A 22,351-nucleotide genomic window follows, 5' to 3' on the forward strand; every position below is an offset into this window, starting at 1 on the left:
CTGAAGGTAGTTGCTGTAAATCCCAACGGGACAAGCCAAGAATGTTCTAGTTGTGGTAACAAAGTTAAAAAGCCGCTATCTCAAAGAATGCACAACTGCCCTGTATGTCATGGGAGTTTGTGTAGGGACTTGAACGCGGCTATGATTATCAAGAACCGTGGGACACGCGGTCTTAAAGCTCAGTCAATGTCTTCATAGAAGAGTCGCTGAGAAGCCCACACTCACCTGAAAGGGAGTGTGTGGAGTATGTCACAATTCGGTAAACCAGAAACACCATTAACAAAAGAGCCAAAAGAGATATATATGACTCGTAAAGTAATCCGTACCGATAAAGCCCCTGCACCAGTTGGACCATACAATCAAGCAATTCTCGCTTCTGGGCAAATGTTGTTTGTAGCTGGACAAATTGCCATAGATCCCCGTTTAGGTGATGTTGTCTACACCGAAGATGTAGTCAAGCAAACTGAACAGGTAATGAAAAATATTGAAGCTATCCTGACAGAAGCAGGAGCTACATTTGCAGATGTGGTAAAAACTGGTGTATTTTTAGCTGATATGAATGATTTTGCCGCTGTCAATGCGGTTTATGCAAAATATTTTTCCGAAGATACCGCCCCTGCGCGTGCTTGTGTGGAGGTTTCCCGTTTACCTAAAAATGTGTTGGTAGAAATTGATTGTATTGCTGTTATTGGTGGTTAATTATACTCAAAACGGCTAGAAACTGGACTTTTTTATCATACAAAGAACAAGCTTCAAAGCCTCTCCCCGTTGCGGGGAGAGGTTTGGAGAGGGGTTTCATATTTGGTTAAACTATGAACCGTTTGCAGTATATCCTGTGGGCAATGCCCACTCTACTTTTATTTTTCTGGTTCGATACCTAATGCTTTTAATTGGGCAGCTAATTTGTCAGCACGTTGTTTTTGTTGTTCTATCTCTTGTTGTTTTTGTTCTACTAATTCTGAACTCCACAACAGCAAATTTCCCTGTTCGTCCCACCATCTTAACCATTTACTAGTGAGGTTTTCCCTTGTCCCTTCCCACACTCCCAAGTAAAGGTTCATTTCCTCTATCCAGTAACGTTGGTTTTCATGAGGATTTTGTAAGGTGTACAAACCTGTATTAGAGTTTAGCTGATAAAATTCTAAACTACCGCTATCTGGTTCAAAAATGGCGTAATTAGGTACTTTTAAGATTTTTTCATAGAAAAACCATTTTCCAGGGGGATAAGTAGGTTTACTGGAATATTCTGTTCCGTCTGTATCAGAAATAAATTCCATCACTATTACGGGAATATCTCCCTGTATTTGGGGTGTATAACTACGAAAGACTTCTTGCTTCGTGACGCGAATTTCGGGTATATAAGCCCAATCAGGAGCTTTAATGACAATTTTGCTATTGACGGTGGCACAGATACCGTAGTTAGTCGGTGTGAGGCAATTTGGGGGAAGTTTACCGGCTAGTTGGAGGCTTTCAGTCAGGGCAGCGGCTTGGGCTGGTTGGTAGATGTTGTCCACTGGATCATCTGGGAGAATGTAATCATCGGGTAGTTTTTCCCAAGTGATTTGGTATGCTTGGGTAGCAATAATCATGATGGGTTTTCCTGTATTCAGGTTGTAAATTCTAGTTTAACTAGTTAACCCTGTTATGTCACTCTCGGAAAACAATAATTGAATCCATTTTTTGTAACTCTTATTTCATCAAGGGTTGGCACTTTTTTTATGTATTAAAAAATAAAATTGCTGCATAAAATGTCAAAACCAAAGCTCCATAAACCTCCCAGGTATTGAATTTTCCCAATCTGACAGAAGAGGATTAACTTCATTTCTCTCGGACCGAAATGTTTTTTCTTTCACTTCCACAGAAGTAAATTGATAATCTTTGGCAAAATAAGCCCCTCTGGTAAACCTCTCCAGTATTAAATGTTATTCGGCGTTGCTGATTAAGGGTATGAATTTTAGTCTCACGCAAAGGCGCAATCACGCTTCGTGATCTCGAAGAGTAGACGCACTGAGGTTTGATTTTTAAAGGTTCAATTTGGAAATTTCATACCTCGATTCAGCAACGCCTGTTATTCCTTTTCCCTCTCCTCTTAGGAGAGGGTTAGGGAGAGGTAGGGAAGGGGGGTTAGGTTTCTGAAGATTATCGGTTTCATCTAATACTTTTCAAACACCCTACTTAGGAAGACCTTTACCTATTCGCTAAATATTGATACATTTCCCATCTAGCATTAACTTCCATTTGCGCTTGTTCTAGCAACAACTTGGCAACCTCCGGTTTACTTTTCGTCAACATCTTAAATCGGTTCTCTTGATACATTGACTTCTCCACCGATTCAGAAGGTGCTTTCATATCCAATTGTAGGGGATTTTTACCCTGTTCTTGTAATGCTGGATTATAGCGATATAACAACCATCTTCCTGAGTCTACTAGAGCCTTTTGCTGATGTAAACCTTTGGTCATATCAATCCCGTGAGCAATACAATGACTGTAAGCAATAATGATTGATGGACCGTCAAAGGCTTCCGCTTCTAAAAATGCTTTGAGTGTATGTTCATCACGCGCACCTAACGCTACACTCGCCACATAAACATTACCATAAGTCATGGCCATTAAACCCAAATCTTTCTTGGGTGCGGGTTTTCCACCAGTTGCATATTTAGCAACTGCGGCTTTTGGTGTGGCTTTAGAAGATTGTCCTCCAGTGTTAGAATAAACTTCTGTATCCATTACCAAAATGTTCACATTGCGTCCTGTGGAAATCACATGATCAATTCCACCAAAGTCTATATCATACGCCCAACCATCACCCCCAACTATCCACACACTTTTCTTGACTAAATAATCAGCTAAGGATTTGAGATTTTGGATTTTGGATTTGAGATTTGCGTCTTTTATAGTTTCCGCAATCTCAGCTAATTTGTGGTTGAGAATGACAATTCTTTCCCGTTGGTCCCAAATATCAGCTTCGGTTTTTTGTTCAGCTTTGAGAATGGCATTAACTAAATTATCGCCAATTTCACTACTTAATTGTGACAATAATTCTCCTGCAAATTCCCCTTGTTTGTCTATAGATAAACGATAACCAAAACCAAATTCGGCGTTATCTTCAAATAAACTATTAGACCATGCAGGACCTCTACCGTCAGCGTTTTGACTCCAAGGAGTTGTGGGGAGATTTCCACCGTAAATGGAAGAACAGCCGGTGGCGTTGGCAACGAGTGAGCGATCGCCAAACAATTGTGTTAATAATTTAAGGTAGGGCGTTTCTCCACAACCAGCACAAGCACCGGAAAATTCAAACAACGGTTCTTGTAATTGCTGCTGACGAATTTGGCTTACTTTCAAAGTTTTCCGGTCTGGATTTGGTAAACTCAAAAAGAAATTCCAGTTTTCCCGTTCCTGTTCCCGCAACGGTAACTGGGGACTCATATTAATCGCCTTGAGGGTGGGTTCTGCCTTGTTTTTGGCAGGACAGACACTCACACAAATTTCACAGCCTGTACAGTCTTCTGGGGCTACCTGAATGGTAAATTTCTGATTAGCAAAGCTCTTATCTTTGGCATTAGTGGACTTAAAAGATATGGGTGCGTTGACTAACTCACTGGATTGATAAGCTTTGGCGCGAATAGCAGCGTGAGGACAAACCATCACACATTTACCGCATTGAACGCAGACATCAGCCTCCCAAACGGGGATTTCCTCCGCAACGTTGCGTTTTTCCCATTTTGCAGTTCCACTGGGGAAAGTTCCGTCAGCAGGTAACGCACTTACAGGTAAATCATCACCTTCCCAAACCATGATTTTGCTAAGAACATTCTCGACAAATTTAGGTGCATTATTTTGTAGAAATCTTGCGTTATTTTGTAGAGACGTTCCATGGAACGTCTCTACATTTACAGAATGCAGATTTTCTAGGGTGTTGTCTACGGCTTTTAAATTCATCTTGACAACTTCCGCGCCTTTTTTACCATAGGTTTTTTCTATGGCTTGTTTGATTTTAGCGATCGCTTCTCTTTCTGGCAATACCCCCGCTAAAGCAAAGAAACACACCTGCATGATAGTGTTAATTCTGTGTCCCATACCACTATCTTTTGCCACTTGACTAGCATTAATAGTATAAACTTTCAGGTTCTTGTCAATAATTTGCTGTTGAACTTTTGAAGGTAGATTTTCCCAAACATTATCAGCATCATAAGGACTATTTAACAACAAAGTCGCTCCCGGTGCAGCAGCTTTTAAAATATCAATAGTTTCCACAAATCCCCAATGATGACAACCGATAAAATTAGCTTTGTCTATGAGGTAAGTTGAGCGAATTGTTCCAGTTCCAAACCGTAAATGAGAAACTGTCATAGAACCGGACTTTTTAGAATCATAAACAAAGTAACCTTGGGCGTTATTTTCTGTGCCTTCCCCGATGATTTTGATGGAGTTTTTATTTGCCCCTACTGTACCATCTGAACCTAAACCATAGAACATTGCCCGAACCACATGATCTGGTTCTGTAGAGAAATTGGCATCAAAATTCAAAGAAGTGAAAGTGACATCATCATTAATCCCAATTGTGAAATGATTTTTGGGTTTAAGTTGAGTCAGATTATCAAAAATACTCTTCACCATTGCCGGAGTAAATTCCTTAGAAGACAGTCCATATCTTCCCCCCACAATTTTCGGGAATGTAGTTTTTTTCCAACCTTCATAAATAGCTGTCACTACATCTAAATATAAAGGTTCTCCTGCACTTCCAGCTTCTTTTGTTCTATCAAGGACAGCAATAGATTTAACACTATTTGGTAATGCTTCTATAAATCTGGCAACATCAAAAGGACGGAAAAGCCTCACTTTGATAACTCCGACTTTTTCCCCTTGATTGTTGAGATAATCCACAGTTTCATGGACAGTTTCACAACCAGAACCCATAATTACAATTACTCTTTCTGCGTTAGGTGCGCCATGATATTCATAGAGTTTGTAATATCTGCCTGTGCGTTCTCCAAATTTATCCATTATTGTTTGAACAATATCAGCACAACCATCATAATAAGGGTTTGCACCTTCACGAGATTGAAAATAAACATCAGGATTTTGTGCTGTTCCTCGTAATACTGGTTTATCTGGAGTTAAGCACCGTTGACGATGTGCAAATACTAAAGATTGGGGAATAAAAGCTTGTAAATCCTCATCAGATAACAACTCAACTTTCTGCACTTCATGGGAAGTTCTAAACCCATCAAAAAAGTGCATAAATGACACTCTTGCTTCTAATGTTGCCGCATGAGAAATTAAAGCGAAATCATGACTTTCCTGCACAGAAGCTGAACACAAAAAAGCGAAGCCAGTCGCCCTTGCAGCCATAACATCACTATGATCACCGAAAATAGATAAAGCATGAGTAGCTAAAGAACGGGCAGAAACATGAATAACAAAACTGGTTAATTCTCCGGCAATTTTGTACAAGTTAGGAATCATTAATAATAATCCCTGAGAAGCGGTGAAAGTTGTACTTAATGCCCCCGTTTGTAATGCCCCATGGACAGCAGCAGCAGCCCCTCCTTCGCTTTGCATTTGGGTAACACTGGGAACAGTTCCCCAAAGATTTGGTTTATTTTCCGACATCCAAGCATCAGCCCATTCACCCATATTTGAAGATGGAGTGATAGGATAAATAGCAATTACTTCATTCAATTTGTAAGCTACACGGGCAACGGCTTCGTTACCATCAATTGTGGCATAAGATTTGGGCATGATTTTCCTTCTGTGTCTCTTTTGGTGGTTGTTTCAATTTCCCGTAGGGTGCGTCAGATTGATAAATAGTCGAATTTAAGTATGATTTAACGTCTGACGCACCTTACTAATCTATGCAGAGAAACCAAAAAGATAAGCATTGAAAACAGCTAAAGTCAGGAAGTTAATTTGTGATATTTTCTACAGTTTTATTAATTATCAATTATTACTCATGAATTATTCTGACTTTTAGCCAATATTTTAATTATAGCAAATAGTAAATCTCCTAGATATATCAATATTAATGTTGTACTCAATATCTATCATCTTTGATTGATCAAAGTTTGATGATTGTCATGGGGTAGAGGTGCGGGACATTTTTGGGCAAGATAGTTGACAGTTATCCAAGGTTTTACAGTATAATTTAAAGTTAATCACCTGTATTAACACTCAATCAATATCAATTATGACTTATCGAGATCCTGAAATTGAAATTGAACTATTACGCCTAAAGAGTGAGTTAAATATATTTGGAAAGAATAACAGTCAAAGTAATTCTCAATCTCAATGTTTAGATGATGTTATCACTAAGTTAAATCACCTTGTGGGAATGGAAAATGTCAAAAATGATATTAACACTTTTATCAATTTTCTCAAAGTTCAGAAAATGCGTCAGGAACAAGGTTTACCAAATATTTCTATTTCCCTACATTCAGTATTTTGTGGACCTCCGGGAACTGGTAAAACCACAGTTGCACGTTTAATGGGTGAAATATATAGAGAACTAGGTATACTTGCTAAAGGCCATATTGTAGAAACTGATAGATCAGGTTTGGTTGCAGGTTATGTTGGACAAACAGCTTTAAAAGTAGATGAAGTTGTAAATTCAGCATTAGATGGAGTATTATTTATTGATGAAGCTTACGCACTAGCACCAGCAGATTCAGGGAAAGATTTTGGACAAGAAGCGATAGATACTTTACTCAAAAGAATGGAAGACTATCGAGATAGGGTGGTTGTGATTGTCGCTGGTTATAGTGATGAGATGTCAATATTTATTAATGCTAATCCAGGGTTACAGTCGAGATTTAATAGATATTTTTATTTTGAAGATTATAAACCAGAAGAACTATTAAATATTTTTGAGGGAATATGTAAGCAACAACATTATAGAATAACCCCAAGAGGTAAAGAAAAACTTCTGAAACACTTCACAAAGTTATATTCTGAAAAAAACAAAAGTTTTGGAAATGGTAGACTTGTCAGGAATATTTTTGAAAAAACAATTGAAAGACAAGCTAATAGATTAGTTAAAATAACCGATGTTAATAAGGAAATGATGATGACAATTACCTGGGAGGATATTTAATAACGGCGTTGGTGAATAAAGGTATGATTTTTTCTCACGCAGAGGCGCAGAGGACGCAGAGAGTAAGAGTTTGAGAAATAGAATGTTTGAGTTTCATACCTCAATTCAGCAACGCCTAATAACCATATATCAATCATCTTTTTGACGTTATTAGCTGATCTTGTAGGGTGCGTTAATGAAAGGTAACGCACCTTATTTATGGGTATTTGTTTGAAAATGGGAATCTTAGCCACTATTACCATATTCGGTGCGCTTCGCTATCGCTCTTGTAGAGACTGTCTTGATTGTCAAGCGATCGCTATCACTTCCTCTAACATACCTCTAAGATTGTCTATACTTACCCTGAAAATGGGGGGGGATGTGAACAGTTACAATTTGGCTATCGTCACAAATCAATTATTCTCCCTAATGAGTCTGTAAAATTTCCATCTTTCCCTGAATTAATTTTAGATTTAACTAAAGTATTTCCAGGGAAAAATTAAGTTATAAAATTAAAATTTGCAAAGATTGATAAAATATGCTATTGTAATTATCAAGTGGTATAGTAGGCTATTTATAACAATTTATAAGATTGTCAGTATAGATAATAAGCGGCTATAGCAGCCGCATCAGTATCTATGCCGAGTTTTCACTCATGTTTACACCTGCTACAATAGGGTCAAAATTTGCGGGAAACCGGGTATTATGATCACAATCCGCTTTTTCTAAATGCGTCCCCTGTAAATTAGCTGTACGTAAATTTGCAGAAAATAACATTGCTCCTCGCAAATCTGCATTTTCTAAATTAGCTTCACTTAAATCAGCAAAACTCAAATCACATCCTCGTAGATTGGCACCGCTGAGGTTAGCTGTGCTTAAATCGGCATAACTGAAATTAGAGCCTTTCAAGTCAAAATTTTGTAGATTAGCTTCTCCTAATTCTGCTTTTTCAAAGTCTCTTTTTCCGACTGCATATTCTCCTACAATCGTAGCAGCACTATTAATTGACTGTTGAAAATTAACTTCAGGCATAGAGCAGCCTCACAATTTATCTAAATTTTTTACGGAATTTCCGATATTATCTACATTTATATTATAACCAATATGCAGAAAATACAGGCTATGTTTACATAAGTTTGTTTTCAGTTTAATCTTAAATTTTGGTTTTGGTTTATTCTCATGCAAATTAATTGATGTTCATACCACTTGCAAACTTACAATTATGCCTTTTGGTGGAACTTGGTTAGTAAAAAACTTTTTATAATTACACGGATACCCAAACTTATCTACAAATATAGAATGGTAAAACAAATCCCCAATTTAAGTAGCTATGCAAAATTAATTGTGTATCCAAATGCTTATCCTATTAAAAAAAATTCGTTAAGGAGATATGAACCATGAAAAACTTTGAAAATAAAGTTGTTTTAGTCACAGGTGCTAGTTCTGGTATTGGTCGAGCCACAGCAGTCGCCTTTGCTAAAGAAGGGGCAAAAGTTGTGGTTGCTGCCCGTAGGTTAAGGAAGGGGGAGAAACTGTTGAATTAATCAAAAAAGCAGGTGGAGAAGGTCTTTTTATTCAAACTGATGTTACTCAAGAAGAACAGGTTAAAAACTTAATAGAAAAAACCGTTGAAATCTATAGTCGTCTTGATTGTGCTTTTAACAATGCCGGTTGTTTGACTGTCAATCCAATTACAGAAGAAACCGTTGAAAATTATGAAGAAGTCTTTAATGTCAATGTTAAAGGTGTATTTCTTTGCTTGAAATACGAAATATCTCAAATGTTAAAGCAGGGAGGGGGAACAATTGTTAATTGTGCTTCAATTTTGGGGTTAACTGGTTTATCTCCTACACATCTTTACACAGCTAGTAAACACGCGGTATTAGGCTTCACTAAAACAGTAGCTTTAGAAGTTGCCCAATCAAATATTCGTGTTAATGCAGTATGTCCGGGGGTGATTGATACAGATCTGGCTCGTCCTTTCTTTTCTATTCCGTTTTATCGAGAGTTTATTAACAAACATCCCATGGGTAGAGTCGGAAAAGAAGAAGAAGTTGCTAATGCAGTAGTTTTTCTTTGTTCAGATCAGGCTTCCTTTATTACGGGAGAACACCTTGTCATAGACGGTGGTTTTATGGCTCAGTAAATGACTACAAAAATAACAATTTATGTATTTTTCAAAACCATTTAGGAGGGAAATTAAAAATGCCGTTTTGTACTAAGCTGCTGTGCATTTAATTTGTATAAGTCTAGCGGGCAAGATGCCCGCACCACAAGCTCTAACTATTTTAGAATTATTAACTTTAGCTGCGTAACAGCTTAGATCAAAAGAGTTGAAAAATTATGGTAACTACATTGGTGATTGGTTATGGCAATGATTTACGTGGTGATGATGCCATTGGACAACAAGTAGCAAAAGCTATAAAACATTGTCGTTTATCATCTGTACAATCTATTGCAATTCATCAATTGACACCAGAATTAGCTGCACCTTTAGCAAATGTCAAATTAGCAATTTTTGTTGATGCTTGTATCAATTCCCAATCTAGTCAGGTGCAGGTACAATTATTATTACCCTCTGAGTTGAATACTATTAATACCCATATCAGTAATCCGCGATCGCTACTTGCTCTTTCTCAAATCCTCCATGGTTATTGTCCCCCAGCGTGGTTAATCTCAGTTCCAGGAGTGAATTTTGAACTAAGCGATCGCATTTCACCAACAGCAGAAAAAGGTATAGCGATCGCCATAGTTACAATTATGCAAATTCTCAATACAAGCAAATAAAAGGATAGTCATGGAAGCACCTATCAAACCAATCACCAACAAGCCTTACAATATCTTTTATCCAGAGAAATTAAACCCATTAGATGCCATTTTCGCACCTAACACTGTTGCTGTCATTGGTGCAAGTGAAAAACCCGGAAGTGTGGGACGAAATCTACTTTGGAACTTAATCACTAATCCCTTTGGAGGAACAGTTTTTCCCATTAATCCTCAGCATTCTAGTATATTAGGAATTAAAGCTTATTCTACTATATTCGATGTTCCTGAAAAAATAGATTTAGCTGTTATTGCTACCCCTGCATCTACAGTCCCAAAAATTATTTCTGATAGCGTTGATGCTGAAATTAAAGGAGCAATTATTATTTCTGCTGGATTTAAAGAAATAGGTGAAAAAGGTATCGCTTTAGAACAGGAAATTATCCAACAAGCACAAAGAGGAAAAATTAGAATTATCGGTCCTAATTGTTTAGGAGTAATGAATCCAATTTCTGGTTTAAATGCTACCTTTGCCAGTAAAATGGCGCGTCCGGGAAATGTTGGTTTTATTAGTCAAAGTGGAGCTTTATGTACAGCAATTCTAGACTGGAGTTTTCAAGAAAATGTGGGTTTTAGTGCCTTTATTTCCATTGGTTCAATGTTAGATATTAGTTGGGGAGATTTAATTTATTATCTTGGTGATGACCCCCAGACTAAAAGTATTATAATTTATATGGAATCCATTGGGAATGCGCGTTCCTTCCTATCAGCAGCGCGAGAAGTGGCTTTAACAAAACCGATAATTGTGATTAAAGCTGGTCGGACACCAGCCGCAGCTAAAGCAGCCGCTTCTCACACAGGATCATTAGCAGGAAGTGATGCTGTTTTAGATGCAGCTTTTCGCCGTTGTGGGGTGTTACGAGTCAATAGTATTTCTGATTTATTTGATATGTCGGAAGTATTAGCAAAACAACCCCGTCCCCAAGGTCCCCGGCTAACAATTTTAACTAATGCTGGCGGTCCGGGAGTATTAGCAACGGATACATTAATTGAAAGTGGAGGAGAATTAGCAGCAATTTCTCCAGAAATAATGACTTCCTTAAATGACATTTTACCACCGCAATGGAGTCATAATAATCCTATTGATATTTTAGGGGATGCTGACCCCCAACGTTATACAAAAGCCTTAGAAATTGCGGCACAAGATCCCAATAGTGATGGTTTATTAGTGATTTTAACACCCCAATCAATGACAGATCCTACCCAAACAGCGGCACAACTAAAACCCTACGCACAAATGTCAAATAAACCAATTTTAGCTAGTTGGATGGGTGGTGTAGATATAGCCGAGGGAGAACAAATTCTTAACAATCAAGGTATTCCCACTTATGCTTATCCTGATACAGCAGCGCGAGTATTTAGTTATATGTGGAAGTCCAGTTATAACCTGCGCGGTATTTATGAAACTCCGGTTTTACCAACATTAATTTGTGATGTGAATACTCGCAATTGTGCTAAAGTAGAAAATATTATTCAAGCTGCAAAAACAGCAGGAAGAACAATTCTCACGGAATTTGAATCTAAGGAAATTTTAGCCGCTTACGGTATCCCTGTGGTGGCTGGTTGCATTGCGGAAACTGTGGATAAAGCGGTTGAATGTGCAGAAAATTTGGGTTATCCGGTAGTTTTAAAACTTTATTCTCAGACAATTACCCATAAAACTGATGTGGGTGGTGTGCAATTAAATTTGAAAAATGCAGAATCGGTAAAATGTGCTTTTCAAAATATTCAAAAATCCGTAAAAGAGAAAGCCAAAGCGGAAGATTTTTTGGGTGTAACTGTACAACCAATGATCAAAACTGATGGCTATGAATTGATTATTGGTAGTAGTTTAGATCCCCAATTTGGACCAGTATTATTATTTGGTGCTGGAGGACAATTGGTGGAAGTTTTTCAAGATAGTTCTATTGCCCTGCCGCCTCTTAATACTACCCTAGCCCGGCGAATGATGGAACAAACTAAAATTTACAAAGCCTTGCAAGGGGTCAGAGGACGGAAAAGTATTGATATTGCTGCTCTTGAACAATTAATGGTAGAATTTAGTCAATTAGTTGTGGAACAACCTGGGATTAAAGAAATTGATATTAATCCGCTGTTGGCTATTCCTCCCACTCCTATACATCCTGGAGGATTAATTGCCTTAGATGCGCGGATAGTTTTACATTCTGCTGATGTGGAAAAACATCAATTACCAAAATTAGCTATCTGTCCCTATCCTAGTCAATATATTAGTAATTGGAAATTGAACAATGGTACACCAATTACTATTCGTCCTATTCGTCCCGAAGATGAACCTTTAATGGTAGAATTTCACAAGACCTTATCAGAAGAAAGTGTTTATTTCCGCTATTTCCATCTCATTAAATTGAGTCAACGCATTACCCATGAACGACTAACACGAATATGCTTTATTGACTATGATCGAGAAATGGCTTTAGTTGCAGAATACCAAAATCCCGAAACAGAAAATAGGGAGATTTTAGCAGTAGGAAGATTAACTAAATTACATGGTAGTAATGCGGCAGAATTTGCGATGCTAGTGAGCGACAAATTTCAAGATCAAGGCTTAGGGACAGAATTACTCCGCAGATTGTTAGAAGTTGGTAAAAACGAGAGAAGTTGCTGTATCTATGCTGATATTTTAGCTGACAATTCAGGTATGCAGCGAGTATGTGAGAAACTTGGGTTCCAAATCACAAATACAAGTGATGCAACAATATTGAGGGCAGAAATTAAACTTTAAATGGGGGTTGCTGAAAAAATTTTTCAGCAAGTTTTAATTAGGTAGCCAGTAATCTGTTACAGTATTAGTCTGTAAATAAAAGCTACATAGCATAGATGTTTTTGAATTATGTAACCTATGCCGGCGAATTCCTGTCCTGAAAATGATGCTTATAACGGAAACTCTGATCCCCTTGACTCTATCTTTACTGACCTATCAGTAGATGAGGAATCAGAAGTAAGGATGGATTCCGCGTCTCTACCACCCAGCCGATTTAAAGGCCGTAGAGGCAAAGCTGCTCTAGTTTTAACTATAGTCTGGAGTGGTACTATTACCTTGCATTTAGTTTCCTGGGGTTCGATATTTGTCCTGGGACTAACAACAATGCTAGGTATTCATGCTTTGGGGATTATTTTCGCCAAACCCCGTCACCATTCCCAAGAAATAGAGGGAGATTTGCCTTTTGTTTCTGTGTTAGTGGCTGCTAAAAATGAGGAAGCGGTAATTGCCAGATTAGTCAAAAATTTGTGTAATTTGGAATACGGTAATGGTCAATATGAAGTCTGGATTATTGATGATAATAGTACGGACAATACACCCCAATTACTCGCCCAACTCAAGCAAGAATATCAACAACTTAATGTATTTAGGCGTGATCCTGACGCTAGTGGCGGCAAATCGGGGGCATTAAATCAAGTATTACCGCTGACAAAGGGAGACATTATTGCTGTATTTGATGCCGATGCCCAAGTTACACCGGATTTGCTATTACAAATAGTTCCGTTGTTTCAAAAAGAACGGGTAGGGGCGGTACAAATGCGTAAAGCGATCGCCAATGCTAAGGAAAATTTTTGGACTAAGGGACAAATGGCGGAAATGTTGTTGGATATTTGGTTTCAACAACAGCGTACCGCTATTGGTGGGATTGGTGAACTTCGAGGTAATGGTCAATTTGTCCGTCGTCAAGCGTTAGCAAGTTGCGGTGGTTGGAATGAGGAAACTATCACTGATGATCTGGATTTAACTATCCGTTTACATCTGGATAAATGGGATATTGAATGCGTTTTTTATCCGCCAGTGCAAGAAGAAGCGGTAACCAATGCTACAGCCCTTTGGCATCAACGTAACCGATGGGCAGAAGGTGGTTATCAACGTTATTTAGACTACTGGGATCTCATCCTCAAAAACCGCATGGGGACAAGGAAAACCTGGGATTTGTTGATCTTTATGGTGACAATGTATATTTTGCCAACAGCAGCAATACCAGATATTTTAATGGCGATCGCTCGTCATCGTCCCCCCATATTAGGTCCTGTCACTGGCTTATCTTTGGGAATGTCAGTAGTAGGAATGTTTGCCGGTTTAAAGCACGTCCGTTCCGATCAACAATTTAAACCATCTACCTATTTAATGGTACTTTTACAAACCCTGCGCGGCAGTTTATATATGTTGCATTGGTTAGTAGTTATGAGTAGCACAACGGCGCGAATGTCTTTCCGACCAAAACGCCTCAAATGGGTAAAAACTGTCCATACAGGTGTTGAGAAATAAGGAAATAATCAACCGTAGGGGCGCAGGGCCTACGCCCATTTACAAGTAAACCTGTGTTGTGGACAGAGTTTGAAGGGTGAAAGATCAAAAATTTCATCCTTCATTTTTTTGTGAATAATCTTAATATTTATCTTCTTCATCCCTACATCTTGTATACTACTTGCGGTTAAATTAGTAGTGCATTAGTATGAGATATGCCCAAGAAAATCCGAGAATTAAAAAGCTTATTACTTCAAGCTGGGTTTACCTGTCGGACGGGGAAAGGCAGCCATACTAACTGGTATCATCCCTTACTTACTGGGAGAGTTACTATATCAGGTAAAGATGGAAAAGATGCTAAAGAATATCAGGAAAAAGACGTTAATAACGCTATCAAAAGAATAGAAGAAATTAAAAAGGTTCAAGAGGAAGAAGAAGAATGAGTTATCATTACACGGTAATTATTCAATGGTCTCAGGAAGATAATTGTTTTGTTGTCAGTCTGCCTGAATGGGGGGAGTTTTGTCATACACATGGAGACACATATCAAGAAGCTTTAGAAAATGCTCAGGAAGTCTTGGAAATGTTAATTGAATCTTGTTTACAAGATGGTGAACCCCTCCCAGAACCAAAAACTTTAGGTAAGTCTTTATCAGCAGCCTAATTTTTACGAGATTTACACAACTGGTACAAAATTTCATCCTTCATTTTTTTGTATTGGCAACCAATCATCTAAAATTTGTTCTAATGAACCAATGGGGATAATGGGAAATATGTCAAGAGGAAGTTGTGAGCGATCGCTTGCTTCTAATCTAGCATCTTGATAACATTCATCAAATATTTCTAAAATGTAAGGTTTCAAACTAGGACTATCTTTAAGAGAATTCTTAATCTGTTTGCGAAATGTCCTAATTTCCCCTAGCCAATATCCTTGATTACGTTCTCTTTCACTATCCCAATATTTGAGTTTTAGTAGATGGACAAGCAGCTTAGTTAATAAACTTTCAATTGCTCGCTTCTCACTTCTACCTATAGTTTCTAATTCTTCTAATAAATTCTCTAAATCAACAGCGGAAAATTGTCCTGTGCGAAGTTGGTTAATGGTTGTTCTTATCCACAGGTAATAGTCTTGATCGTATAAGGTTTGAGTTGTTGGTTCTGTTGATGTAACCATATACTGGCGAGGATTTTACTATTTATTTTATTTTATTTTAGCTTAATTTAGTTATAACTAATAACATTGCATTCCGTCTTAATTGATAAACAAAAATGTTATTAGCAACACTTATTAATTATGCTCTATGCTTAGTCAACATAGCTAATTGAGATGTTTTACGAACTGATTTAATAGATTTTACTCTTGTTGTTGATATTTTGGGATTATCCCACTTTTCTACTGTAGGTCTATACAACCAACTATCTAATTTAGCATCATCAACATAACCTCTTAATTCAGGATCAGGCCAAATATGAAGACGATCTAAACAGCCTACTTCTTGTGCGGCTTCTTCAATATCATTCCACTGTCGTTTAAAGTATTCTGCCCATGAGTGTCTAGTCATAATGGAAGTAGTAAATTCTAATCCCGCAGCTATCATTCGTTTGCCATTAGTTCCACGAGCATTAATAGGCTCCCAAAAGATGACTTCTGGGTTAAATTTCATTATTTCATACAAATGTTTTTTGAAATCATCTAAAGTCATGCTGGGAGGAGTAGGAGCAACTGCAACATACAATCTACACCCAGCTTCATAACCCTTGATTAAAGCTTTATAACGTTCAGAAGGCAAAGGTGCATTAGGTTCAATCTGCCGACTTAGTTCATCACTTAAGTACGGTAAACTCATACCAACAACGACGTTGGGATTTTTAAGAATATCAATGTCATTCAGCCATAAAGGACTACGAGTGAGAATCCTAATTCGTTTGTTATTTTGCAATAAAGCCTTAACAGCACCACGAGTAACATTAGCAGTTTGCTTGTTTTGATAAGGATCTGTACCAGAACAAAGAAGAACTACACCTTTACCTTCTGGTGTCTCGTGCCAAGATGTTTTACGAGTTAGGTTTTTTGCTAATTGCTCAGGTATTTCTTCACGAACAAAGAGATATTGTCCCCAATCCATTTGAGGATCATTTACTCCCTGTTCTCTTAATTGCGCTTGCTTTGTACGAATTGCGGGGGTTGAAGGTACATAACAAAAAGTACAGCCATGTAAACACCCTGACGCGACGTTAACTACATAGTCACATAACCCTTTTTTATTAAGAGCGCTTTTTTGTAGAGGGTTTGCAATTTTTTCAGTGCCTTTGATAATTGACATAGTGTACACTTCTATATTATTTAGAGGTTAATTAGCATTTTAGCCCTCACATCTGAAGCTATTTATGGAAAACATTAAGTTTCTAAAAAAATGAAAGCTGTTTAAATCCAGTTAGCTTTATTATATCATTTCTTTGTAAAATAATTTTATTCCCTGTAACTATTTTACCGTTTCTCCAAACTTCTATTTGTTTCTCGTTTCTAAGTATATTTATATATCTTGTATAATGCTCTTTACTAGCAGGATTACGTTCCATAGTTTCATGACAAATTTCACGAAATTTAATACCATCTTGATTATTATGAATCAGTTCACCTAATTCATTGTCCAATTTTTCTAAACAAAAATCATAACTGTTTTTAGTAATATTAAACATTAGAGATGTTTGCATTTCTTCATAAAAATCTGCTGTTTTAAAACCATATCCATATAAATCAAAATAATATTGAAAAACTAAATTATTTTCTTTCCAGAAAGTTTCTTTCATTACTTCCAACGCAGTTAAATTTTTTGAGAGATGAATAAGATAATATAAAACTCTCACATCACCTTTTGGAATAAGTGAAAAAGTAAATACATACTTAGTATTACCTTTGTCCCTAAATAATCTCATGGATTCATTTCTGAAGTAACATTGTTCTCCAACTTTATCTAATCTACTCAAATCGGCTGATTCATAATATCCTTCAGCTTCAAGTAATTTATTAAAAGTAATTTTATCTTGTCCCTGTTTTCCAATAATAAATCTCTTCAAATAATCAATCATATATGTATAGAGAATCTCTGAACCTTTGAGAGATTGTATTTTATTAATGCTGTTCATAGAAACATCAGTCCAGCCAAATGGGTCTAGAAAAAAGAATGAGTGACCTTTACGAATATCTATTTTCCACACACATTCATTCACTAAATTTTCAAATTCGCTACACCTGAATTCACATTCTTCTAGTAGCTTTCCAAATTCACCGTTGTATTCATGCAATTGCTCATCAACTAATTCTCCTAAACCTGCTTTTGGCATTGAATAATTTTTTAGACAATCCAAATGATTTTGATTATTGTCTATAAAAATAAATTTCACATTTAATGGATACTTGCGCCTAGATTTTTTATACCCTTCTCGAATAGCTTTTATAATCCTGATAGGAGAGCCTTCCCATTCAATATTATTATCTTTATCATCATACATTCCACCCCCACAAAACCCGTCTATAAAAGTAAATGTTGTTTCTCCATATCTACCTTTTCCATAAAGTGTAAAAATCAGGTTTTCAAGATATGTTTCAAGTATTTGGTGCTTGGCTTTAGTATGAGGATCTATTGGAGGCAGATAACTTCCATCAGCACTCCAGTTGGCTTGTGTTCTACTCATGTTACATAACTCCTAAAATTAAGATTTTTAGCTTTCTTGCTAGTAAATTTATAACAAGTAAATTATTATACTATATAATTGATACACAAAAATTGATATTGTGATACATAAGACTTTTACATAAAAACGATATATAAGGATAAATAAATCCAATGTCAACCAATAGGTTAATGGTAAAATAGTGTTTTGAGCTATGCGATCGCTTATCCTAGAAATAAGAAGTATTAATAACAATTTCACTCGTGTTAGGCATTTTCTATATCTGATAATAATTCCTCTGCACTTAAATCAATTAATGGCACTCCATAATCATTTAATTTGAGAATAAAAGTTACTCTCTCTACTCCCAGTAACGCCGCAGCCATACCAGAAGAAAGACGTTTCATTTCATATAGTTTAACTGCCATAGCCCATTTTGCTTCTTGTTCAAACTGTTCTCTAGTTTTACCAACAGCATCAGGTAAAGTTTCAGGGTAGTTAATTTTGAGTTGCAAAGACATGATGTATTGTACAGCAAAGGTTTATAAAATAATAACAAAGATCATGATTAACTCAAAGTATACGGCGATATCTGGGTTGTGGTGCGATTCCTAGGTCGCGCTTCGCTATCGCACCCTCAAATTAACTCAAAGCATGAAGCGATCGCCTACACTAGAAAATAGGTGTATGCCTTATTTTCCTATTGATTATAACAAAGAAAGTTGAGTATCTGCCTGATTAACCACATAAGCAACTCGCTTTTCCATTTTTGTTTTTATTATTTTCCCTTCATTTATAGCTCTTATTAACCAATCATCCATCTGTACTTTTCTCACTTGTAGAGAGTCTGCCAGAGATTTTGCATCCTGGGGTTGCTGTAAATGATTGAGAATTACAGGTAAAACAACATTATAAATATCTTTGGGAATAGTTGTTAAATCTTGTGGAATAGTATTAACATTCTGTTCTGGCTGTTTTGTCATTACTTCATTTTTTACAAGTTCAAAATCAGCAATATTTTTTGTTAACATTTGTCGCAAATTACTATTTTCAAATTCTGAAGGAAATGGTTTTGCACCTTGATTATATAATTGCTGATTTCCTTCTGGTACTGGAGATGACATTTTCACAAATACAGAAATTTCTTTCAGTTTAGATAATGCTTCTACTGCACCAAACCAAGTTCCACCTTTACCAAAAGTAGAATTAACAACTAAAGCATAATCTGCTAAACTATAAATATATTTATTCCGTCCCATTGCGTTACCTGTATTAAAACCAGCATCAGGATCATAGCTAGAAATTAAAGTTAATCTACCTTCTTGAATACTAGAACGATATTTACTATTTACTGCTGCTTTAGTCAAGCTATCAGCTAATACACCAACAGACGTTCCTCCATGATCCAAAATACCTAACATTGATTCTTGATCTATTCCCCTTGCACCACCAGAAATAACCTGTATGCTTTGTTGAGAACAAGTTTGGGCAACTCTGCGTGTGTAGTGAATAATATCCTCATCTACATCACGAGAACCTACAACTGCTAGTCCTCCTAAAGATAATAATTCTGCATTCCCAACCCCATAAATAATCGCTGGGGCTGAATGTTTCAATATTTGCTTAAAACGCTTGGGATATTTAGCATCACTGCGTCCCAATATCCATAAACCGCGACTTGTCCATTTTTCCACTGCTAAACTTAACATTGCACCCCGTTGTAATAAACCTACAAGCCTATCAGGATTAAGTTTATTATTAGTTATTTTTTGTAACTCTGCTTTTGCTGTTATTTCCAATAAATCTGCTGGACGCCTATGATTTTCTCGCAACCAATCTGTTAACAAGTTATATTCACCCAGAGTCAAGGGTAGCGGTTCAATTTGGCGATTTTGTCCAAAACTGGCACACAACAGCAAAATTGCTTGAGTATCTGGTGGTAGAACATGATTTAACATAATTTTCTAATCCGATTGACCTAATGAATTAAGAGCTAATGCTACAGGATAAACTAATCCACTTCCAGCATGACGCAAAAGTGCTGCAATGACAGTAAAAGTCCAACGGGAATCTACCATATCATCAATTAAGAATACATTACCACTCATGCCTTCCCAAGCATCAATTGCAAAAGATCCATCTAAATTATGAGCTTGTTGATAACTGTTACTCATATTTTTTTGTAACTGAGTTTGACGAATTTTGCGAACAATAGGTTTAAATGGTAAGCCTAATTCCCCAGCTACTCTTTGCGCGAAGTTAGGTACAAGTTTTAGACGATTTAAGGAAGGAACGCACGTTACCCAGGTGGGTAAAGGTTGAGGTTTCCAGCGTTGAATCATCTCAACAGTAGCCCGTACAAGTGCATCATCAAAATGATTATCTTGATATTTTCCACGCTTGACTAATTCGCCCCAACCTGCATCACCCCATAGAGATAATGTTTTTCCTGGTTCTGCTCTTAAATTGTCTCTAATGTTTCCAGAAAATTTATAATTTAGTAATGCTTGTGGTGGCCATTGTTTGCGCGGTTCAATAATTTGGTTACTCCGACGTAAATATAAAATTGCTTGATTTACAAATTCATCTGCAAAAGTTTCTGGTAATAATGGCTTACCCAAACATATAGCACATTTACCACATTCTTCTGGATTTGGATCATCTAATTCTGTTGCTAAAAAAGCCATTAAGCATTGTTGACTTTGCATATAATCTAACATTCGCAGTTGTTCTTGTCGGCGAATTTGTGTTAAAAGTTCAATTTTTTCAGTATTGTATTGATAATTTATTGGGTTAAGATACCATTTTGAAGATTGTTTACTTACAGGTGCAGGAAATTCCAGAGATAAAATTTTTAAAACTTTATCAATTTGTCCTCTTGAAAGATTGAGTTGCTGTTCTAATTGAGGAATAGAAAAACCATCAACAGCTTTTTCTAGTTCATTCAAAACTTTTTGTGTATGAATTTCTGGAGGAAATGCTGTATTAATGAAGTAATTATTAATTTCATCATCTTCATCACCACTCAAGAGAATACCATAGGCTGTTTCTAATGCTCTACCGGCTCTACCTACTTGCTGATAATAATGTACAACAGAACTAGGTCTTTGATAATGAATGACAAAACCTAAATCTGGTTTATCAAAACCCATTCCTAAAGCTGTAGTTGCGACTAATGCTTTAATTTCATTATTCAGTAATTCGTCTTCTAATCCTATGCGAACTTCAGTATCTAAATCTCCATAATAGGCTTTAGCATTGATACCTTGGGTCTTTAACCAATCAGCAACTCTTTGAGCATCCCTTACAGTTAATGCGTAAATAATACCACTTCCAGGTAACTGGGGCAAATGTTGAGCTAACCAAGCTAATCTTGCTGCTTGACTAGGAAGATAAATGTTTTGTAAACGCAAACTTTTTCTAGTTAAATCACCTCTAGAAATACGAAGATTTGCTCCTAATTGAGCTTTAATATCATCAACTACTCGGTTATTAGCTGTAGCGGTTGTAGTCAAAATAGGAATATTTTTGGGTAATCCTTCTAAAATTCTGACAATGCGGCGATAATCAGGACGAAAATCATGTCCCCAGTCAGAAATACAATGAGCTTCATCAACTACAAATAATCCAATTTTTTGAGATAATGGTAAAAGAATGTTTTCTCTAAATTCCTCATTAGCTAATCTTTCAGGGGAAATTAGTAGAATATCTACTTGATTTGCTAACAACTTTGTTTCGACAAATTTCCAATTATCTGTATTACTAGAATTAATTGTTTCGGCTTTGACTCCAATACGTTGTGCTGCTGTAATTTGGTTTCGCATTAATGCTAAAAGGGGGGAAATCAAAAGAGTACAACCAGCGCCTTGATCTCGTAACAAGCGAGTTGCTAAAAAATAAACCAGACTTTTTCCCCAACCTGTGCGTTGAACGACGAGTAACCGTGATTTGTTCAGTAGTAAGTCTTCAATAGCTTCCCATTGTCCATCACGAAAATCAGCGTTTGGATTATTCAAAGCCTGACGTAGAAGAAATAATGCTTTTTCTCTGAGCATGGTTGTCTTATATGCTGAGTATCTACTTATCATACTGTTGTACCATAAAAGATAACCAACACTATTTATATTGGGGCAATCAATATATTTATGCTTACTATAAGGATGAAGCGATGTTTGGGATGTGATGCGATGCTTAAGATAAATCAATCTGTTGTGCGATCGCTTATCCTAGAAAATAGATAAATACCTTATCTTCCTATTGAGGTCAGTTAACATGGATATCAGTGTAACTTTAAATGAAATCAAAGCCCTGAGTATTGCCGATAGAATTCGGATTGTACAAGATATTTTAGGAAGTATCGCAGCAGAACAGGCTTATCCCGATTTAACAACAGCACAAAAACGAGAACTTGATCGTCGGATTACTGATTATGAAACAAATCCAGATGATGTCATGACATGGGAGGAAATTAAATCGTCAATTAGAGATTAAATAAGAAGTATTAATAACAATTTCACTCGTGTTAGGCC

Annotated in this window: 17 protein-coding genes and 2 pseudogenes; 10 read left to right on the forward strand and 9 right to left on the reverse strand. The window is 36.7% G+C overall.

Annotation, left to right across the window (positions count from 1 at the left end):
* Together FJR37_RS19405 and FJR37_RS19410 are read left to right on the forward strand one after the other, a co-directional pair.
* A partial coding sequence (locus FJR37_RS19405) for a zinc ribbon domain-containing protein (RefSeq protein WP_168466875.1) occupies positions 1-198 on the forward strand: 198 nt, incomplete at its 5' end.
* 54 nt (positions 199-252) lie between these two features.
* A pseudogene (locus FJR37_RS19410) lies at positions 253-699 on the forward strand (RidA family protein); the annotation flags it as partial.
* A 158-nt stretch (positions 700-857) separates the two neighbouring features.
* Here the strand turns inward: FJR37_RS19410 and FJR37_RS19415 are convergent.
* Together FJR37_RS19415 and nifJ are read right to left on the reverse strand one after the other, a co-directional pair.
* Positions 858-1,589, reverse strand: a complete 732-nt coding sequence (locus tag FJR37_RS19415; RefSeq protein ID WP_027400876.1) for a Uma2 family endonuclease — start codon at positions 1,587-1,589, stop codon at positions 858-860.
* 598 nt (positions 1,590-2,187) lie between these two features.
* Positions 2,188-5,745 (reverse strand): pyruvate:ferredoxin (flavodoxin) oxidoreductase, encoded by a 3,558-nt coding sequence (nifJ, locus tag FJR37_RS19420; protein ID WP_168466876.1) that lies wholly within the window; start codon positions 5,743-5,745, stop codon positions 2,188-2,190.
* A gap of 445 nt (positions 5,746-6,190) precedes the next feature.
* Between nifJ and FJR37_RS19425 the strand changes: the two genes are divergently transcribed.
* Positions 6,191-7,093 (forward strand): AAA family ATPase, encoded by a 903-nt coding sequence (locus FJR37_RS19425; RefSeq protein ID WP_168466877.1) that lies wholly within the window; start codon positions 6,191-6,193, stop codon positions 7,091-7,093.
* Between the two features lie 615 nt (positions 7,094-7,708).
* Here the strand turns inward: FJR37_RS19425 and FJR37_RS19430 are convergent.
* Complete coding sequence (locus FJR37_RS19430) at positions 7,709-8,104, reverse strand: pentapeptide repeat-containing protein (RefSeq protein ID WP_039204579.1); 396 nt, start codon at positions 8,102-8,104, stop codon at positions 7,709-7,711.
* Between the two features lie 365 nt (positions 8,105-8,469).
* Between FJR37_RS19430 and FJR37_RS19435 the strand changes: the two are divergent.
* From FJR37_RS19435 to FJR37_RS19460, 6 genes and pseudogenes are all read left to right on the forward strand, one after another.
* A pseudogene (locus FJR37_RS19435) lies at positions 8,470-9,218 on the forward strand (SDR family oxidoreductase).
* Positions 9,219-9,415: 197 nt separating this feature from the next.
* Positions 9,416-9,859, forward strand: a complete 444-nt coding sequence (locus FJR37_RS19440; protein WP_039204582.1) for a hydrogenase maturation protease — start codon at positions 9,416-9,418, stop codon at positions 9,857-9,859.
* Between the two features lie 10 nt (positions 9,860-9,869).
* Positions 9,870-12,638 (forward strand): bifunctional acetate--CoA ligase family protein/GNAT family N-acetyltransferase, encoded by a 2,769-nt coding sequence (locus tag FJR37_RS19445; protein ID WP_168466878.1) that lies wholly within the window; start codon positions 9,870-9,872, stop codon positions 12,636-12,638.
* Positions 12,639-12,755: 117 nt separating this feature from the next.
* Positions 12,756-14,168, forward strand: a complete 1,413-nt coding sequence (locus FJR37_RS19450; RefSeq protein ID WP_168466879.1) for a glycosyltransferase family 2 protein — start codon at positions 12,756-12,758, stop codon at positions 14,166-14,168.
* Between the two features lie 194 nt (positions 14,169-14,362).
* On the forward strand, positions 14,363-14,590 hold the full coding sequence (locus FJR37_RS19455) for a type II toxin-antitoxin system HicA family toxin (protein ID WP_168466880.1): 228 nt from the start codon (positions 14,363-14,365) through the stop codon (positions 14,588-14,590).
* Entirely contained in the window at positions 14,587-14,811 is a 225-nt protein-coding gene (locus FJR37_RS19460; protein ID WP_039200867.1) for a type II toxin-antitoxin system HicB family antitoxin, read from the forward strand. The genes FJR37_RS19455 and FJR37_RS19460 overlap by 4 nt, the downstream gene beginning before the upstream one ends.
* A 33-nt stretch (positions 14,812-14,844) precedes the next feature.
* Here FJR37_RS19460 and FJR37_RS19465 read toward each other — a convergent pair whose 3' ends face one another.
* The 6 genes from FJR37_RS19465 to FJR37_RS19490 all read right to left on the reverse strand — a co-directional run bounded on the left by FJR37_RS19465 (position 14,845) and on the right by FJR37_RS19490 (position 21,910).
* Positions 14,845-15,321, reverse strand: a complete 477-nt coding sequence (locus tag FJR37_RS19465) for a DUF29 domain-containing protein (protein ID WP_168466881.1) — start codon at positions 15,319-15,321, stop codon at positions 14,845-14,847.
* A gap of 118 nt (positions 15,322-15,439) precedes the next feature.
* Positions 15,440-16,471 (reverse strand): radical SAM protein, encoded by a 1,032-nt coding sequence (locus FJR37_RS19470; RefSeq protein WP_168466882.1) that lies wholly within the window; start codon positions 16,469-16,471, stop codon positions 15,440-15,442.
* Positions 16,472-16,553: 82 nt separating this feature from the next.
* A complete protein-coding gene (tcmP, locus tag FJR37_RS19475) occupies positions 16,554-17,843 on the reverse strand; it encodes a three-Cys-motif partner protein TcmP (protein ID WP_168466883.1) in 1,290 nt (429 codons plus the stop codon).
* A gap of 245 nt (positions 17,844-18,088) precedes the next feature.
* Entirely contained in the window at positions 18,089-18,343 is a 255-nt protein-coding gene (locus FJR37_RS19480) for a UPF0175 family protein (protein WP_027404542.1), read from the reverse strand.
* A 186-nt stretch (positions 18,344-18,529) separates the two neighbouring features.
* Positions 18,530-19,780, reverse strand: a complete 1,251-nt coding sequence (locus FJR37_RS19485) for a DNA-processing protein DprA (protein WP_168466884.1) — start codon at positions 19,778-19,780, stop codon at positions 18,530-18,532.
* A 6-nt stretch (positions 19,781-19,786) separates the two neighbouring features.
* On the reverse strand, positions 19,787-21,910 hold the full coding sequence (locus tag FJR37_RS19490; RefSeq protein WP_168466885.1) for an ATP-dependent DNA helicase RecQ: 2,124 nt from the start codon (positions 21,908-21,910) through the stop codon (positions 19,787-19,789).
* Between the two features lie 184 nt (positions 21,911-22,094).
* Between FJR37_RS19490 and FJR37_RS19495 the strand changes: the two genes are divergently transcribed.
* Complete coding sequence (locus FJR37_RS19495; protein WP_039200861.1) at positions 22,095-22,313, forward strand: addiction module protein; 219 nt, start codon at positions 22,095-22,097, stop codon at positions 22,311-22,313.
* The last annotated feature ends 38 nt before the right edge of the window (positions 22,314-22,351 follow it).

Source organism: Aphanizomenon sp. UHCC 0183 (genome assembly GCF_009712065.1).
GTDB classification, from domain to species: domain Bacteria; phylum Cyanobacteriota; class Cyanobacteriia; order Cyanobacteriales; family Nostocaceae; genus Dolichospermum; species Dolichospermum heterosporum.

Bases quoted from the DNA above. Each gene is read 5' to 3' on its own strand.
- FJR37_RS19415 (WP_027400876.1), bottom strand. From the start codon at position 1,589: ATGATTATTGCTACCCAAGCATACCAAATCACTTGGGAAAAACTACCC.
- nifJ (WP_168466876.1), bottom strand. From the start codon at position 5,745: ATGCCCAAATCTTATGCCACAATTGATGGTAACGAAGCCGTTGCCCGT.
- FJR37_RS19425 (WP_168466877.1), top strand. From the start codon at position 6,191: ATGACTTATCGAGATCCTGAAATTGAAATTGAACTATTACGCCTAAAG.
- FJR37_RS19430 (WP_039204579.1), bottom strand. From the start codon at position 8,104: ATGCCTGAAGTTAATTTTCAACAGTCAATTAATAGTGCTGCTACGATT.
- FJR37_RS19440 (WP_039204582.1), top strand. From the start codon at position 9,416: ATGGTAACTACATTGGTGATTGGTTATGGCAATGATTTACGTGGTGAT.
- FJR37_RS19445 (WP_168466878.1), top strand. From the start codon at position 9,870: ATGGAAGCACCTATCAAACCAATCACCAACAAGCCTTACAATATCTTT.
- FJR37_RS19450 (WP_168466879.1), top strand. From the start codon at position 12,756: ATGCCGGCGAATTCCTGTCCTGAAAATGATGCTTATAACGGAAACTCT.
- FJR37_RS19455 (WP_168466880.1), top strand. From the start codon at position 14,363: ATGCCCAAGAAAATCCGAGAATTAAAAAGCTTATTACTTCAAGCTGGG.
- FJR37_RS19460 (WP_039200867.1), top strand. From the start codon at position 14,587: ATGAGTTATCATTACACGGTAATTATTCAATGGTCTCAGGAAGATAAT.
- FJR37_RS19465 (WP_168466881.1), bottom strand. From the start codon at position 15,321: ATGGTTACATCAACAGAACCAACAACTCAAACCTTATACGATCAAGAC.
- FJR37_RS19470 (WP_168466882.1), bottom strand. From the start codon at position 16,471: ATGTCAATTATCAAAGGCACTGAAAAAATTGCAAACCCTCTACAAAAA.
- tcmP (WP_168466883.1), bottom strand. From the start codon at position 17,843: ATGAGTAGAACACAAGCCAACTGGAGTGCTGATGGAAGTTATCTGCCT.
- FJR37_RS19480 (WP_027404542.1), bottom strand. From the start codon at position 18,343: ATGTCTTTGCAACTCAAAATTAACTACCCTGAAACTTTACCTGATGCT.
- FJR37_RS19485 (WP_168466884.1), bottom strand. From the start codon at position 19,780: ATGTTAAATCATGTTCTACCACCAGATACTCAAGCAATTTTGCTGTTG.
- FJR37_RS19490 (WP_168466885.1), bottom strand. From the start codon at position 21,910: ATGATAAGTAGATACTCAGCATATAAGACAACCATGCTCAGAGAAAAA.
- FJR37_RS19495 (WP_039200861.1), top strand. From the start codon at position 22,095: ATGGATATCAGTGTAACTTTAAATGAAATCAAAGCCCTGAGTATTGCC.